Origin of the sequence: Pseudomonas sp. RGM2987 (genome assembly GCF_022952855.1) — a bacterium.
Taxonomy (GTDB): Bacteria; Pseudomonadota; Gammaproteobacteria; order Pseudomonadales; family Pseudomonadaceae; genus Aquipseudomonas.
In genome coordinates, this window is record NZ_JALJDX010000214.1 from 67,356 (window position 1) to 82,189 (window position 14,834).

Here is a 14,834-nt window from a genome sequence, read left to right on the forward strand (position 1 = left end):
TGCCGCCTGAATAGGCGGCATCAATTTTTTTGAGGTCGGTGACCTACCCGCTCGTACTCAGCAGCCGGAAGCCAGGCGCATGATCGCCTCCTGGCTGCCGGCACGTTCGCGCAGCAGGAATTTCTGGATCTTGCCGGTGGCGGTTTTTGGCAATTCGATGAAAATCACCCGTCGCGGGCATTTGAAACGGGCCAATCGGCCCTGGCAGAAGCCAATGATTTCCTGCTCCGTTGGCGCAGGCACCCCGGGCTTGAGCTCGATGAACGCACAGGGCACCTCGCCCCACTTGTCGTCCGGTTGAGCGACCACGGCGGCGTGCAGCACCGCGGGGTGGGCATGGATCGCTTCCTCGATTTCGACGGAGGAGATGTTTTCACCACCGGAAATGATGACGTCCTTACAGCGATCGGTAATCTGGATGTAGCCGTTGTCGTGAACCACCGCCACGTCGCCGGTATGAAACCAGCCGCTGGCGAAGGCCTTTTCGGTGGCTGAGGGGTTTTTCAGGTAACCCATCATCACGGTGTTGCCGCGCATCATCAGCTCTCCGGTGGTTTGACCATCATGCGGGACCGGCACCAGCGTCTCGGGATCAGCGACCATCAAGTCTTCGAACACTGCGCCACGGGCGCCCTGGCGCACCCGCAACGCGCATTGTTCAGTCTCGGACAGGTCATTCCAGCCGTCCTGCCAGGTACAGCTGACCGGCGTCCCGGAGACTTCGGTGATGCCGTACACATGATCCACATCGAAGCCCAGCGCCAATACCGCTTTGAGCACGGTGGCGGGTGGTGGCGAACCGGCGGTCAATACCCGAACCCGCGTCTTCAAGGGTGCGCGCCCGGCGGTGTTCGCAATCATCGCCATGACAATCGGCGCGGCACAGAAATGGTCTACGCCGTGATTGTCGATAGCCTCGAATACCGTCTCTGCGGTGACCTTGCGCAGACAGATGTGCGTCCCGGCGGCCGCGGTAATCGCCCAGGTAAAACACCAACCGTTGGCGTGGAACATCGGCAGCGTCCACAAGTAGCGTGGCGCCCGTGACAGCGGCCAGTTGGTCATTTGCAACAGGCTCATCAGATAGGTGCCGCGATGGCTCGCGACCACGCCCTTGGGATCGCCCGTGGTGCCGGAGGTGTAGTTCAAGGCGATCGGTTGCCATTCGCTGACGGGCCAGGCACCGGCGAAATCGGGATCGCCCTCGGCCAGCAGACTTTCGTAGTCGGTTTCCCCGATGGCGGGCGCCAGCGGTGCCAGGTGATCGTTGATATCAATCACAACGGGGCGCTGTTCAACCAGTTCAAGGGCTGCGCTAGCCAGCGCTGCATACTCGCGATCCACCAGCAGCAGTCTGCACTCGCCATGCCGGAGGATGAAGGCAACGCCCTCGGCATCCAGGCGGTAATTGATGGTGTTCAGCACCGCGCCTGCCAGGGGAATTCCGTAGTGCGCTTCGAGCATTGCGGGCGTGTTGGGCGAGAGGATCGAAACCGTGTCGCCCTCCCCCAAGCCCCTTCTGGACAGGGCTGAAGCCAGGCGGTTACAGCGTTCCCGAGTCTCGACCCAGGTTCGCCGCAACTCACCATGCACGACGGCGTGCCGTTGTGGATGCACCAGGGCCGCGCGGTCGAGGAATCCAAGGGGCGTGAGCGCAAGATGGTTCGCCGCGCTGCGATCCAGCCCGCTGTCGTAGGTAGCCGATTTCATAGGACTGTCTCCTTATTATTATGGTGAAAGGTGGTGAACGCGCTGACCGGCTCTCGATCAGTGACCAAGGAGTTTTCAATGCTCGTTTCGTCGGCGTAACCCAGGCTCATCCCGCACACCAGCATCTGGTCGGCTGGAATCTCCAGCACCTGCGCGATCACATCGTGATACTTCAGGAACGCGGCCTGCGGACAGGTGTGCAACCCTCTGCCACGGGCAGCAATCATCACGCTCTGCAAAAACATCCCGTAGTCCAACAGGCTGCCTTGCTGCAGCACCCGGTCGATGGTAAAAATCAGGCCGACCGGCGCATCGAAGAACTTGTAGTTGCGGCCATGCTGCTGGTGCATGCGCCGCTTGTCTGCTCGGGTGATGCCCAGCAGGCTATAGAGTTCCCAGCCGACCTTACGGCGTCGGTCGATGTAAGGCGTGACCCACTCACGGGGGTAGTACTCATAGGCGTCCTGCAGGTGTTCGTTCAGTGCCGGATCACTGTCGATCGCGTCAATGGCCTTTGACAGGCGAGCCTTCACTTCCCCGGTGACCACATGGACCCGCCACGGCTGCATGTTCACGCCGGTGGCGCAAAAACGTGCGACATTCAGGATCGCTTCAATGTCGGACCGCGGCACCGGCGTCGGCAGGAAAGCCCGGATACTGCGACGCGTGGTAATCGCCCAATCAACCGTCTGGCTCAATAGCTGTGGCGAGAGCGGCGGTGGTAATACGCGGTTTATCGTCATGTCTTTCTGGCTCGTTTTCTTGAGAAGCGAAGAAGCATGGGTTCAACTGGACGGCACTGGGGCCTTTCTCGCCTGGGTTGAGTCCGCACGTGACTGGTTGATCAGGGTGACAGCACCTGCGCCAATGAGGCCGGCCACGCTGATCGCCATGAAGTTGTGCTCCAGCGGCAGGTTCAGTGACACCAGCCAGCCGATCAGCACTGGCGCGACAATGGCGCCGATCCGCCCGACCCCCGAGGCAAAGCCAACGCCCGCCGAGCGGATGGTCGAGGGATAGAAATCACCTGCGTAGGCGTAGGCCAGCAACTGAGTGCCCAAGGTCGACGCCCCCACCACGAACACAACCCCGAACAACAGCGTCGTCGAGCGCGTGAAGCCGAGTAACGTGAGGGCAACCGCGCCGACGATGTAGAAACACACCAGCACGTACTTGATGTTGAACCGGTCGCCCAACCAGCCTCCACCAAGGGCTCCGACGATCGCCCCGACGTTGAACACGATCACGAAGTTGAGTGCCGACCCCAGGCTGAACCCGGCCATCGCCATCAGCTTGGTCAGCCAGGAATTGAGGGCGTAGACCATGAACAGACCAGTCATGAAGGCAGCCCAGATCATCACGGTGCTGGGACCCCGTCCGTCCTTGAACAGGTTTCGCACCGGTGTGTCCTGCTTACCCAGCACCGCCGGGTTGCCGACCATTTCAGTCTGCTGGCTCAGAGGCAGCGTCGGTTCCAGGCGGCTGGCGATGGCGCGCAACTCATCCTGACGGCCGTTTTTCAGCAGATAGCCGATCGAGTCGGGCATCGTTTTGAGGATGAACGGAATCAGCAGCACCGGCAGCGCAGCGATGTAGAACACCCATTGCCAGCCATGACTCTCAATCAGCTGTTTGGACGTCACCGCCACCAGGATGCCGCCGACGGAGTAGCCGGCGAACACCAGGGTTACCAGGCGAGTGCGTTGTTTCAACGGCGCGTACTCGCCCATTTGCGCGGTGCAGACTGGCAGCACCCCGCCTATGCCTAGTCCTGCGATGAAACGCATGACGCTGAAGCTGACCGGGTCATGGGTAAAGCCGGCTCCCGCGGTGAAAAGGCTGAACAGCGCCACGCAGAAGGCGATCATTTTCGGACGGCCTATGCGATCGGCCAGCGTCCCGAGGAAAATCGCTCCGAGCATCGTACCGAAGAGCGCCGAGCCAGCCATGATGCCGGCACTGGTGGGGTCAATCTTCATGTCTTGCATGATGGCCGGCAGCGCCGCGCCAACAATCGCCAGGTCATAGCCATCGATCACCAGGATCAACACACACCAGAAGAGAATCAGCCCGTGAAAGCGATTCAGTTTTGACTCGCCCGCCAGGGCGTAAACGTTCACCGGTTGCATAGCGTGTCCCCTTCATTTTGTTTTTGTTGTGAAGTGCACTTGGGTCGCTGCATGCGCCCAGCTACTGGCAAGGCGCAACAACGCGCAGCCATCCAGTCAAGGCAAGATGGATGGGCTGCTGGTGGCGATCATAGGATTGGCGGCACGCGCAGCCCATGCCCGTGGACATCGTTTTGAATGACCGTTCTGGGCAGTCTCGGGGGCCGTGGGAAGGGAAAGGGACAAGCCCGGCAGGCGCCGGGTATTGGACGTTGACGCTACTGATCGAGTGTCCGGCGATAGGCGCCCGGGCTGACGCCGGTCCATTTCTTGAAAGCCCGGTGGAAGGCGCTGGTTTCCTGGAAGCCGGTCTGGGCCGCGACATCCGTCACCGTCAGGTCTGCCCGACACAGCAGGTTGATTGCGATGTCGCGGCGCAGATTGTCTTTCAGACGCTGGTAGCTGACGCCCTCGGCCTGTAATCGGCGTTGCAGCGTCGAGTAGGAGATTCGCAGGGCTTTGGACATCGCCTCAAGCTCGGGCCACTCTTCCGGGCTTTGCCCGCGTAGCCGCTGGCGGATCCGGGCGCTGATGCTGTCGTCGTTACGGTACTGCACAAGCAGGCTGGCCGGTGACTCCTTGAGGAACGCCGCCATGCTGGCTGGCGTCTGGGCGACCTTCAGTTCCAGAAAGCTGCGCTCGAACACGACCTGGGACACTGGAGCGCCAAACCGCAGGTTGTCACAGAAACGCATGCGGTAATCACTGTCGTCTGCTGGCCGTGGCGGGCGCAGGTCCAGTTGCTGGATGGGGATGCGCCGATTACCCAGCCAGCACAGCAGGCCATGCACCAGGATCAGCCAGGTGCCGTAGCAGAAAAGCCGCCGTTCCACGCCGTGGTCCTGGATGACGATCACCGCAGACTCTGCGTCGCAAATCAGCTCACCATACACGTCATCCAGAATCGCCCGCAGCAACGCCAGCATCCGCCGCAGGGCTTGACCCAGCGTCTCGCAGTTCTGCGAAACCTGACACATCAGCTTGAAACTGCCACGCCGCATAGGATGGCTGTCGATCGCGAAAAACTCATCGTCCAGCGCATCGGACAGGGCCACCCACAGCCGCGAAAACGCCGCCGCCGATACGCGCGCGTTGGGCGCCTGCAACAGCTCTGGATCGATCTGGGCCTGTTGCAGAACCGCTGACACGTCCAGCCCACGGGAGCGTGCCCCCAGCAGTGCCTCATGGACCAGTCCGATTGAGGTTGTTCCCTTGTCTGGGGAGAGCGACATGAAGTCTCCGTATGCCGGGTCCGCACCTTCACGGTGTTGCGCGAGCGGGTCTTCCAGCGTCGCACGTTTTTATAGTCGCACCAATAATCAACGAAAAACCAATGTCCTTGGGTGCCCTTACGCATCAACCGTGGTGAGGCCGTTGAGCATTGCTGGCGAGCGCCGCTGGTGAAACACTCAAATCAAAAACCTGCGAGACCAGAGGCTTCTATGAATACGAAGGCACTCTACTGGGAAGATTTCAGCCCCGGCAACGAATGGACCGCCGAACGTCCACAACCGGTGAGCCGCCAGGAAATAATCGAATTTGCCCTGATGTTCGACCCGCTGGATATCCATATCGACCCCGAACAAGCAGCGCGCGCTCCATTGGGCGTACATTGCGCAAGCGGTGTGCATACGTTCGCGATGGCGCAGAGGATGTTGTGCGACGCCTTTTTCCTGAAGACGAACCTGGTGGCCGGCGGAAAATTCGAAGCGTTAAAGCTGCTTCGACCGGTTCTCAGTGGTGACCGCCTGCGTTTGATATCACAGGTCCTGAAGGCCTATCCGCATACCCGTAAGCTAGATCGCGGCTGGGTGGTTTTCAAAGTCGAAGTCCTCAATCAGGACCAGAACGCTGTGCTGACCTACGAGACTGACGTGCTGATCATGCGCCGTCCGGCATGATCATCGCGACGGCCACAACGCCAGGAAGGTCATTGTGAGCCGCCACGCCCCTGCGGTCAGTCGATCGTCGGTAGGCGGAACCGTTCACTGAAGGTCAGGTTGACCCCGACAAGCGCTCCGCCGGTCTGCTGGAGTCGGCCGCCCTCTGCCAGGGAACCCAGATCGAGGCTGTAGAAACCGATCTCCTCGATCAGTTCGCTCACCACTTTCTTGGCCCCAGCATCGTCCCCGGACACGAAGAACGCCGTCTTGGGCTTCGACGCCGAAAAATCCGACATCCAGATCATCGGAATGGTGTTGAACGCCTTGACGACCTTCGCTCCCGGCGCGAGATCGGCGACGATCTCGCTCGACGTCCGACCGCTGATGTCGCCAAGCATCAACGGCTCAACACTGGCGACACGGTTGGTGGTATCCACGAGCGTGCGCCCTCTCCAGTCGCCGACTGAAAACAACGCTTTTTGTACATCCCACCATTTGACAGCAAGCACGACAAGGTCCTGTTCTGCTGCTTCCTTTGCCGTACCGGCCGTCGCGCCGGAACCCAACTCCGCAACAAGGCCGGCGAGCGACTCAGGCCCGCGGGAGTTGCTAAGTACAACCTGGTGACCTACCGATAGGACGTGTTTGGCGATTGTTTGGGCGACAGGCCCAGCGCCGATAAAGCCGATTTTCATTTTGAGTATCCTTGCTGAGAGATTAGTTCGTTGACCGTCGAGGCGACCTGATCGCGAGCCAAGACGTACGAGCTATCCTTCGCTTGTTACTTGCAAAATACAAGTGATAAGCAAAAATTTACTTGCTTGACGCAAGTGATGCTAAGATCGCGCCATGAAAAAAACCTGTAAAAGTGACATCCGGTCGCATTGCGCGGTGAACTATGGCGTGGAGATTTTCGGCGACCGATGGTCGCTGCTGATCGTTCGCGACATGATTTTTGTCGGCAAAAAGACCTATGGGGAATTTCTGAAATCGGAAGAGCGAATCGCGACCAATGTCCTCGCGTCCCGCCTTGTTCTGCTTGAAGAGCAAGGCATCCTCTCGAGAAAGCCCAGCCCCGACGACGGGCGCAGGGATTTCTACACCCTGACCGAGAAAGGCCTGGACCTCATACCGGTGGTGCTCAACATTGTTCTTTGGAGCGCCAAGCACGATTCGGAGTCGTACATACTGCGCCGCGCGGAGTTCCTCGCTCGACTGAGTGAAAACCCGATACAGGTGAGCGAAGAGGTGAAGGCGCTGGTGCGCAATGGCGGGTGTATCTTTGCTCAGGGCAGCGACTGAGTGACCAGGTTACCCCGCCCTGAGCACCTCCTCCAAAAACTCAATAAACACATTGATCCGGCTCGACCCGCGATGATTCGGCAAATACAGCGCATTGATGCATCCACTGGCGCTGCCGGGGTTGACCTCGTATTGCGCCAGCAGCCGAACCAACCGTCCCTGGGCAACGTCATCACGCACCAGCCAGTCGGCGAGCAGCGTCACCCCGCCGCCGGCGATAGCGGCCTCGCGCAAAATGTCGGCGTTGTTGCTGTGCAGTCGCCCTTGTACATTCAGTTGGACGGTTTCGTCATCGGCCTGGAACGTCCAATGCAGGTGCGAGCCGCTGTAATCGAAGCGCAGGCATTGGTGCTCCAGCAGGTCGTGGGGATGGCGCGGTGCGGGGTGGTGCTTCAGATAGTCCGGACTTGCCAATACCCAACGTTGAAAAGCCCCGACCCGTTTGCTGACGATGTCTTCGCTGACCACCGTGGAGCCCAATCGCACCGACACGTCGATCTGCTCGCTGAGCAGATCGCTGACTTGGTCACTCAGTGACAGGCTGATTTCCAGGCCTGGATAACGTTCAAGCAGACGGTTCAGGTGCGGGGCGATGATGCGACGGCCAAACTCCACCGGTACGCTGACCCTGAGCCGGCCTTGCACCTCGCTGCCACGGTCAGCGACGAAGGCATCGGCCTCATCGACGGCGTCGAGGATCGCCACGGCTTTGTCGAAATAGCTTTGCCCAGCGGCGGTCACGCTGATGTGGCGGGTCGTGCGGTTGAGCAGGCTGGCGCCCAGTTCCTGCTCCAGCCCCGCCACCTGGCGCGTCACCGAAGACGTCGACAGGCCGAGTTTACGCGCTGCCGAGGAATAGCCGCCGCAGCGTACGGTTTCGACGAACATCTTCAGTGCCAGCAACTTGTCCATAAGGGAATTCCGATCGAAAGCAAACGGTGACGATTGTGCATCACCGTCCGCTTGTCGTCTTGTCCCATGCAACGTCATCGGGTTATTGGCCATCAACCGGCGCTGCTGTGAACTGACGCGAAAGAAATATCACCAGCGCCAGGGCTGGGACCGCAGCCACCAGTAACGCCGACAGGCTCCAGCCAAAATGTTCATAAAGCGCAGTGGCGACCAGCGAACCCAATGCGCCGCCAACGAAGATACTGGTCATGTACACCGAGTTGAGCCTGGCCCGGCTGTGTGGGTCCAGGGCATACACCTCACGCTGCCCGAGCACCATGCTCAACTGCACGGCAAAGTCCAGCAGCACCGCACACACCACCAGCCAGACATAACCGCTGCCCGGCAAGGCGGCGATCAACAATGAAACCGGGGCCAGCAGCAAGGCCACCAGGGTGCCGATGCGAGCGTGACCGGCATCGGCCAAGCGACCGGCAATCGGCGCGGCCACGGCGCCCACCGCGCCGACCAGGGCAAAGATCGCCACTTGGGTCTGACTGAAACCGTGGTTGCGCATCAGCTCGATGGGCGCGATGGTCCAGAACAAGCTGAAGCTGGCGAACAACAGGCCCTGGTACAACGAACGCTCGCGCAGCACTGCATAGCGTTTGGCCAGGGCAAACACTGAACCGATCAACGCACCATAACTGGCCTGATGCGTCGGCACGCGACGCGGCAGCGCCACAGCGGTGATCAGCGCAATGACGGCCATCAGTGCCGCGGCGCTGAAGAACACTCCGCGCCAACCGAACGCTTCCACCAGCAGGCTCGATACCGGCCGCGACAACAGGATGCCCAGCAGCAGGCCGCTCATGATGTTGCCCACCACACGGCCACGTGATTTTTCAGGGGCCAGGTGCGCGGCCAGCGGCACGAGGATCTGCACGGCCACCGAGGTCAGGCCGATCAGCAGCGAAAACACCAGGAACATCGACGGCGAATGGGACAACCCGGCGCACAGCAGGCTGGCGCTGGCCGCCAGGGTGAAACCCACCACCAGCCGACGGTTTTCCAAAAGGTCCGCCAGTGGCACCAGCAACAGCAGGCCCAAGGCGTAGCCAAATTGCGTGAGCGAGACGATCAGGCTGGCATTGGCGCTGGACAAGCCGATCTGCAGCGCGATCAGTTCGACGATGGGTTGGGCGTAGTAAAGGTTGGCGACCACCGCGCCGCAGCAAAACGCCAGGAACGCGACCATCAGGCCGGAGAGTGAAGCAGTCGATTGGGGATCGGCCGTGGCCGCAGGATTGCCCGTGAGCATGATGACACCTCGTCAATGGGAGAAAGTGTCTGCAAGGCTACGCACGCGCTCGGCGTTGGAGAATCCACGGTTCGAGCAACTGACTGATGCGCCGCACGCAACGAATCCAGGCGTTGCTTTTGGCGCAACGGGCCTTTGCGCGAAGTGCCGATACTCGGTTGCGCTGCCCTTCCCTACTCTGGATCACCTCGCCCCCAGGGTCATTCAAGGAGCTTGCCGTGATCTCGAATCAATCGTTTTTCACCTCCCCCGGAAAGCCCCCCTGCATCAGTGGCACATCCGCATGAACAGTCAATGGTTGAAATCCAGGCAGGTTTTGACTGCACTGGCCGCCCTCGCCCTGCTCGCCTCCACTGCTGCGGTGCTGCTGATGTGGCGTCCAGCATTGGCACCCATCGAGCGCCCACATACCTTCGACCGGGCGCAACTGCAACGCGGCGCCCGAGTGGTGGAAGCTGGCGACTGCGCGGTGTGCCACACCCGCCCCGGCGGTCAATACCTGGCTGGCGGGCTACCGCTGGTGACGCCTTTCGGCACGCTCTACAGCACCAACATCACCCCCGATCCACAAACCGGGATCGGCCAATGGTCCCTGCAAGCCTTTGAACGGGCGATGCGTGAAGGTATATCCCGCGACGGCCATTTCCTCTACCCGGCTTTTCCGTACGTGCACTACCGGCGCATGAGCGATGGCGATCTGGCCGATGCCTACGCCTGGTTGATGAGCGGCCCTGCGGTGCACGCCCCGGCGATGGAAAACCGCATGAACTTCCCAATGAACATTCGGCCCCTGGTGTCGTTCTGGAACCTGCTGTTCCTGCATGGCGAGCCGTTGACGCCTGTTGTCCAGCAGTCTGACGCCTGGAATCGCGGTCGCTATCTGGTTGAAGGTCCCGGTCACTGCGCAGGTTGTCATTCGCCGCTGAACCTGATTGGTGCCGAGAAATCCGGCCAAAGCCTGGCAGGCGGCAGCGTGGACGGCTGGGATGCCCCATCACTGCTGGGCTTGGCGCGCCAGGCCGATGGCTGGAACAGCGAGCAACTGGTGCGTTACCTGCGCGGCGAAGTGGTGAGTGGTCATGGTACGGCCGCCGGCCCGATGCGCCCGGTCAGTCTCAGCCTGGCTCGCTTGCCGGCCAGCGATGTCGAGGCGATTGCCAACTACCTGCTGAGTCTGAAAACCAAGCCAGCGGTAAAGGAAATTTCGTCGATACCGGTAGAACCCGATGCTGCCGAGCAGGCCTCGGGCGCTCTCGTATTTGCTGGTGCCTGCGCCGGGTGCCACGGCCCGGCCGCTCCGATGCGCGAAATCGATGAGCGTCCGGCGCTGGAGCGCACCTCTGCGTTACGCGCCGCCAGTTCGCGCAACTTTCTCAAGAGCGTCCTAGAAGGGCTGCCGGCCAATCCAGGAATGCCCGGCCCGGTCATGCCGCCCTTCGCCGCCAACCTCGATGACAACCAGCTCAAGGCCCTCGCCGCTTATCTGCGCCACCAGGCCAGCCCCGGCCAGCCCTGGACGGATCTTTCTTCTACTGTCGACGCGATACGCAAGGAGACGAAATGACCCACGTCACGCTCAACGTCAACGGCTCGGACCATGCCCTGGATCTAGAACCGGACATGCCTTTGCTCTACGCACTGCGCAATCACCTCGGGCTCAATGGCGCCAAATACGGTTGCGGCCTGGGCCAATGCGGCGCCTGCACGGTCATTGTCGATGACCGTCCGGTATTTGCCTGCCTGACACCCTGCGCTGGGCTTGAAGGCAAGAAAGTCCGTACCGTCGAAGGCTTGGGGTCCGCCGAGCAGCCCGGTGACCTGCAACAGGCGTTCATCGACAAGCAGGCCGCGCAATGCGGCTACTGCATCGCCGGCATGCTGATGCGGGCCCAGTCGCTGCTGGAGCGCAACCCCACGCCGGACGAGTCAACCATCCGCGAGCACATGGCGGGGAATCTGTGCCGGTGCGGCACCCATCTGCGCATCATCGAAGCCATCAGCCTGGTTTCAGGACAAAACGGGAGCGCAGCATGAAGCCCCATCCCGAAGTCGATCTGGGGCGCCGGGCGTTTCTGCGTGGAGGCGCCTTGCTGGTGGCCTTCAGTCTGTTGCCCGTCACTCGCAAGGCCTGGGCGGACACCGAAGTCGACACGCTGGGCACCGTGGTGCTGGCCCCCGAACTCCCTGGCAGCCTGCGCACCAACCCGTTCCTGGACGCGTGGATACGGGTCGATGCCGAAGGCATTACCGTCTACACCGGTAAAGCCGAACTGGGCACGGGCGTGAAAACGGCGCTGCTGCAAATTGCCGCCGAGCGCCTGGATGTGGCGCCGTCGGCCATCCACATGCTCACCGCCGACACCGCGTTGTCCCCGAATGAGGGCTACACCGCAGGCAGCCATACTATTTTCGACAGCGGCACTGCGTTGTTCAACGCGGCGGCGCAGGTTCGTCAGTTGCTTCTGGAATCGGCCGCACGTAACTGGAACACCACAGCGGCTTTGCTGACCACTCGCGATGGGCTGATCGAAGGACCTGACGGTCGACGCATGCGCTACGCCGATGCGGTAAAAAACGTCGATCTGCACCTTTATGCCAAGGCCGAGTCGCCCGTGCTGCCGCCGGCGCAGTTCAAACTGATCGGGCAATCGGTGCCGCGCCTGGATATTCCGAGCAAGGTCAGCGGCGGCGCCGCTTTTGTCCAGGACATCCGCTTGCCCGGCATGCTCCATGCCCGCGTCATCCGCCCGCCTCGCCCGGGTTGTCACCTTGAGGCGTTTGACCAGGCGTCGATCAAGTCGATGGCCGGCGTCATGCAGGTCATTCGTGACGGCAACTACCTGGCCGTGGTGGCCCGGGATGAATGGCAAGCGATCAAGGCCATGCGCAGCGGTTATGAGTCGGCGCACTGGAGCGGTGGGCAAGCGGTCCCCGACTCGAAGAACATCCACGCCCTGCTGAAAAAACTGCCGGCGCGCCGTTACCCCATCAGTGCCCAGGGCACGCCAAGCATCACCACGGGCAAACAGTACAAGGCGCAGGTCACCAAGCAGTACCTGATGCACGGCTCCATCGGCCCGTCTTGCGCGGTGGCCTGGTTCCAGGACGGCACGCTGACTGTCTGGACCCACACCCAAGGCGTCTTCCCACTACGGGCCGGTATTGCCGAATTGGTTAACTTGCCTCCCGAGCGCGTGCGCTGCATCCACACCGAAGGTTCCGGTTGCTATGGCCACAACGGCGCGGACGATGCGGCGGCGGACGCGGCGCTGATCGCCATGCGCATGCCCGGCACGCCGGTGCGGGTGCAGTGGATGCGTGAACAGGAGCATCTCTGGGAGCCGTACAGCTCGGCAATGGTGACGCAAGTCGAGGCCAACCTGGATGAACGCGGGCGCTTGCAGGATTGGGCCTATGAGCTGTGGACCACACCGCACAACGAACGGATCGTCAACGCCGGCCGGTTACTCCCCGCCCGCCTGCTGCCCCGCCCCTTCGTGAGCGCGCCATCGATGCCGATTGCCCAACCCGAAGGCGACGGCGACCGCAATGCCGTGCCGCTGTACACGTTGGCCTCCACCCGCATCGACATGAACTTCGTCACCGCGATGCCGTTTCGCACCTCAGCGATGCGTTCCCTGGGCGCCCATATCAATATCTTCGCCATCGAAGCCTGCATCGACGAACTGGCGGCCCAGGCCGGGACCGATCCAGTCGCCCTGCGCCTGGCGCATCTGCAAGACCCTCGGGCCCGGGCGGTGATCGAGCGAGTTCGCGACGCCATCGGCTGGCCGCAAAAAAGCCCCGAGCCAGGTTCCGGCATAGGCTTCGCTTTCGCCCGTTATAAAAACATCATGGGTTACTGCGCCCTCGCTGTTCGCCTGCAAGTGCATCCACAGACCGGCGAAGTGCAGATCGAACAAGTCGTCACGGCGGTGGACGTCGGCCAGATCGTCAACCCCGACGGCCTGCGTAACCAGGTCGAAGGCGGCATCCTGCAATCCACCAGTTGGACGCTCTATGAACAGGTCACTTACGACGCTGGCGGCATTCGCAGTTATGACTGGAGTGGTTACCCGATCCTGCGTTTTACCCAAGTACCCAGGCAGGTCGATGTGCACCTGCTCGATCAGCCAGGGCAGCCCTTCCTCGGTGCCGCGGAAATCGTTCAGGGCCCCATGGCCGCCGCGATCGGCAACGCCGTGGCGAACGCCACCGGTCGGCGCTGGTTGAGCCTGCCACTGACTCGCGCCGAGCAAGCGTCCTGATGCCAGGAAAGCACCTGCGGCGTTGCGTTTGACGCAATGCAGCGATGAGTCTTGCTCGGATTATCACAGGCCGCCATGTTGATTAACTTAGGGACCAACCGGTGCACCGCCGCACCGCTCACTCTGTCCGAACTGGAGAACACCATGACTCAGCACTTGTTCCAGCCCATCGCCCTGGGCCCTTACACCCTGCCTCACCGCGTCGCGATGGCACCACTCACACGCTCCCGCGCCGGGCAACCGGGCGACATTCCGACCAGCATGAACGCCGAGTACTACCACCAGCGTGCCAGCGCTGCGCTGATCATTACCGAAGCCACGCAGATCTCCCGACAGGGCCAGGGTTATGCCTGGACGCCGGGCATCTACAACGAGGAACAAGTCCAGGCGTGGCGCCAGATCAGTGATCGGGTGCACAACGCCGCAGGGCTGATCTTCATGCAACTCTGGCACGTGGGCCGCGTCTCGCACCCCAGCTTCCAGCCCGACAACGCCCTGCCCGTGGCGCCCAGTGCGTTACCCGTGCCAGGCAAGACCTTCATCGTCGACGAAAACGGCGCCGGCATCTGGGGCGATGTACCGGTGCCGCGGGCGCTGGAGGCCGAAGAGATTGTCGAGATCGTCCGTGACTACCGAACCGCCGCCCGTAACGCAATCCGCGCCGGAATGGATGGCGTGGAAATCCACGCCGGCAATGGCTACCTGCTCGACCAATTCATCAACAGCAACAGCAACCATCGTCAGGACGGCTACGGCGGCAGCATCGAAAACCGTGCACGCCTGTTAGTGGAAGTGGTTGCGGCGGTGAGTGATGAAATAGGCGCCGAACGTGTGGGCGTTCGCCTGACCCCGATGGGCCGCTTCATGGGCATGGGTGACGAAAGTCCGGAAGCTACGTTTGGCTACATCGTGGGCGAATTAAATCGCTGGAAACTGGCCTACCTGCACTTGGTCGAACCGGCTGTGGTCGGCACCGTCAAGGACGAGAACTTCGACCCACGCTGGGATGCGATCATCGGCCAGTTGCGCCAGCAATGGCATGGCGTGCTGATCATCGCTGGCGGCTATGACCCCGCCTCCGCTGAGCGGGCGTTGAAGGACGGCCGCGCCGACATCATCGCGTTCGGCCGGCCATTCCTGGCGAACCCGGACTTGCCACGACGGATTCGTGAGGGGCTGACGCTGAATACGCCGGATCCGACGACTTTTTTTGGCGGTGATGAGCGAGGCTATGTGGATTATCCAGCTTATTCGTAGCATACGGTGCAGAGCACGAACGGCCTGAACCGGA

At 61.6% G+C, this 14,834-nt stretch carries 13 protein-coding genes; 6 read left to right on the plus strand and 7 right to left on the minus strand.

Annotation, left to right across the window (positions count from 1 at the left end; all coding sequences use genetic code 11):
- Positions 1-57: 57 nt before the first annotated feature.
- The 4 genes from RGM2987_RS20890 to RGM2987_RS20905 all read right to left on the minus strand — a co-directional run bounded on the left by RGM2987_RS20890 (position 58) and on the right by RGM2987_RS20905 (position 5,110).
- The gene (locus RGM2987_RS20890) at positions 58-1,710 is read right to left on the minus strand and encodes an AMP-binding protein (protein WP_245144722.1); all 1,653 of its coding nucleotides are present in this window, start codon (positions 1,708-1,710) and stop codon (positions 58-60) included.
- Positions 1,707-2,453, minus strand: a complete 747-nt coding sequence (locus tag RGM2987_RS20895) for a nitroreductase (RefSeq protein WP_245144723.1) — start codon at positions 2,451-2,453, stop codon at positions 1,707-1,709. Before RGM2987_RS20895 ends, RGM2987_RS20890 begins: the two co-directional genes overlap by 4 nt.
- A 42-nt stretch (positions 2,454-2,495) precedes the next feature.
- Positions 2,496-3,839 carry an MFS transporter gene (locus tag RGM2987_RS20900; protein WP_245144724.1) on the minus strand — a complete coding sequence of 448 codons (1,344 nt, stop codon included), beginning with the start codon at positions 3,837-3,839 and terminating at the stop codon, positions 2,496-2,498.
- A gap of 257 nt (positions 3,840-4,096) precedes the next feature.
- Positions 4,097-5,110, minus strand: a complete 1,014-nt coding sequence (locus tag RGM2987_RS20905) for an AraC family transcriptional regulator (protein ID WP_245144725.1) — start codon at positions 5,108-5,110, stop codon at positions 4,097-4,099.
- A 210-nt stretch (positions 5,111-5,320) separates the two neighbouring features.
- Between RGM2987_RS20905 and RGM2987_RS20910 the strand changes: the two genes are divergently transcribed.
- Positions 5,321-5,779, plus strand: a complete 459-nt coding sequence (locus RGM2987_RS20910; protein ID WP_245144726.1) for a MaoC/PaaZ C-terminal domain-containing protein — start codon at positions 5,321-5,323, stop codon at positions 5,777-5,779.
- A gap of 56 nt (positions 5,780-5,835) precedes the next feature.
- Here RGM2987_RS20910 and RGM2987_RS20915 read toward each other — a convergent pair whose 3' ends face one another.
- A complete protein-coding gene (locus tag RGM2987_RS20915) occupies positions 5,836-6,456 on the minus strand; it encodes an NADPH-dependent F420 reductase (protein WP_245144727.1) in 621 nt (206 codons plus the stop codon).
- A 154-nt stretch (positions 6,457-6,610) separates the two neighbouring features.
- Here RGM2987_RS20915 and RGM2987_RS20920 point away from each other — a divergent pair, with 154 nt between their 5' ends.
- On the plus strand, positions 6,611-7,063 hold the full coding sequence (locus RGM2987_RS20920; RefSeq protein WP_245144728.1) for a helix-turn-helix domain-containing protein: 453 nt from the start codon (positions 6,611-6,613) through the stop codon (positions 7,061-7,063).
- Positions 7,064-7,072: 9 nt separating this feature from the next.
- Here RGM2987_RS20920 and RGM2987_RS20925 read toward each other — a convergent pair whose 3' ends face one another.
- Positions 7,073-7,975, minus strand: a complete 903-nt coding sequence (locus RGM2987_RS20925; RefSeq protein ID WP_245144729.1) for a LysR family transcriptional regulator — start codon at positions 7,973-7,975, stop codon at positions 7,073-7,075.
- 82 nt (positions 7,976-8,057) lie between these two features.
- The gene (locus tag RGM2987_RS20930; protein ID WP_245144730.1) at positions 8,058-9,275 is read right to left on the minus strand and encodes an MFS transporter; all 1,218 of its coding nucleotides are present in this window, start codon (positions 9,273-9,275) and stop codon (positions 8,058-8,060) included.
- A gap of 283 nt (positions 9,276-9,558) precedes the next feature.
- Here RGM2987_RS20930 and RGM2987_RS20935 point away from each other — a divergent pair, with 283 nt between their 5' ends.
- The 4 genes from RGM2987_RS20935 to RGM2987_RS20950 all read left to right on the plus strand — a co-directional run bounded on the left by RGM2987_RS20935 (position 9,559) and on the right by RGM2987_RS20950 (position 14,800).
- Positions 9,559-10,839: a c-type cytochrome gene (locus tag RGM2987_RS20935; RefSeq protein ID WP_245144731.1), complete on the plus strand. Its 1,281-nt coding sequence runs from the start codon at positions 9,559-9,561 to the stop codon at positions 10,837-10,839.
- Positions 10,836-11,309 carry a (2Fe-2S)-binding protein gene (locus RGM2987_RS20940; RefSeq protein WP_245144732.1) on the plus strand — a complete coding sequence of 158 codons (474 nt, stop codon included), beginning with the start codon at positions 10,836-10,838 and terminating at the stop codon, positions 11,307-11,309. The genes RGM2987_RS20935 and RGM2987_RS20940 overlap by 4 nt, the downstream gene beginning before the upstream one ends.
- Positions 11,306-13,543: a molybdopterin cofactor-binding domain-containing protein gene (locus tag RGM2987_RS20945; RefSeq protein WP_245144733.1), complete on the plus strand. Its 2,238-nt coding sequence runs from the start codon at positions 11,306-11,308 to the stop codon at positions 13,541-13,543. The genes RGM2987_RS20940 and RGM2987_RS20945 overlap by 4 nt, the downstream gene beginning before the upstream one ends.
- A 144-nt stretch (positions 13,544-13,687) precedes the next feature.
- The gene (locus tag RGM2987_RS20950; protein WP_245144734.1) at positions 13,688-14,800 is read left to right on the plus strand and encodes an alkene reductase; all 1,113 of its coding nucleotides are present in this window, start codon (positions 13,688-13,690) and stop codon (positions 14,798-14,800) included.
- The last annotated feature ends 34 nt before the right edge of the window (positions 14,801-14,834 follow it).

Bases quoted from the DNA above. Each gene is read 5' to 3' on its own strand.
- RGM2987_RS20930 (WP_245144730.1), bottom strand. From the start codon at position 9,275: ATGCTCACGGGCAATCCTGCGGCCACGGCCGATCCCCAATCGACTGCT.
- RGM2987_RS20940 (WP_245144732.1), top strand. From the start codon at position 10,836: ATGACCCACGTCACGCTCAACGTCAACGGCTCGGACCATGCCCTGGAT.
- RGM2987_RS20915 (WP_245144727.1), bottom strand. From the start codon at position 6,456: ATGAAAATCGGCTTTATCGGCGCTGGGCCTGTCGCCCAAACAATCGCC.
- RGM2987_RS20925 (WP_245144729.1), bottom strand. From the start codon at position 7,975: ATGGACAAGTTGCTGGCACTGAAGATGTTCGTCGAAACCGTACGCTGC.
- RGM2987_RS20900 (WP_245144724.1), bottom strand. From the start codon at position 3,839: ATGCAACCGGTGAACGTTTACGCCCTGGCGGGCGAGTCAAAACTGAAT.
- RGM2987_RS20895 (WP_245144723.1), bottom strand. From the start codon at position 2,453: ATGACGATAAACCGCGTATTACCACCGCCGCTCTCGCCACAGCTATTG.
- RGM2987_RS20935 (WP_245144731.1), top strand. From the start codon at position 9,559: ATGAACAGTCAATGGTTGAAATCCAGGCAGGTTTTGACTGCACTGGCC.
- RGM2987_RS20905 (WP_245144725.1), bottom strand. From the start codon at position 5,110: ATGTCGCTCTCCCCAGACAAGGGAACAACCTCAATCGGACTGGTCCAT.
- RGM2987_RS20950 (WP_245144734.1), top strand. From the start codon at position 13,688: ATGACTCAGCACTTGTTCCAGCCCATCGCCCTGGGCCCTTACACCCTG.
- RGM2987_RS20945 (WP_245144733.1), top strand. From the start codon at position 11,306: ATGAAGCCCCATCCCGAAGTCGATCTGGGGCGCCGGGCGTTTCTGCGT.
- RGM2987_RS20890 (WP_245144722.1), bottom strand. From the start codon at position 1,710: ATGAAATCGGCTACCTACGACAGCGGGCTGGATCGCAGCGCGGCGAAC.
- RGM2987_RS20910 (WP_245144726.1), top strand. From the start codon at position 5,321: ATGAATACGAAGGCACTCTACTGGGAAGATTTCAGCCCCGGCAACGAA.
- RGM2987_RS20920 (WP_245144728.1), top strand. From the start codon at position 6,611: ATGAAAAAAACCTGTAAAAGTGACATCCGGTCGCATTGCGCGGTGAAC.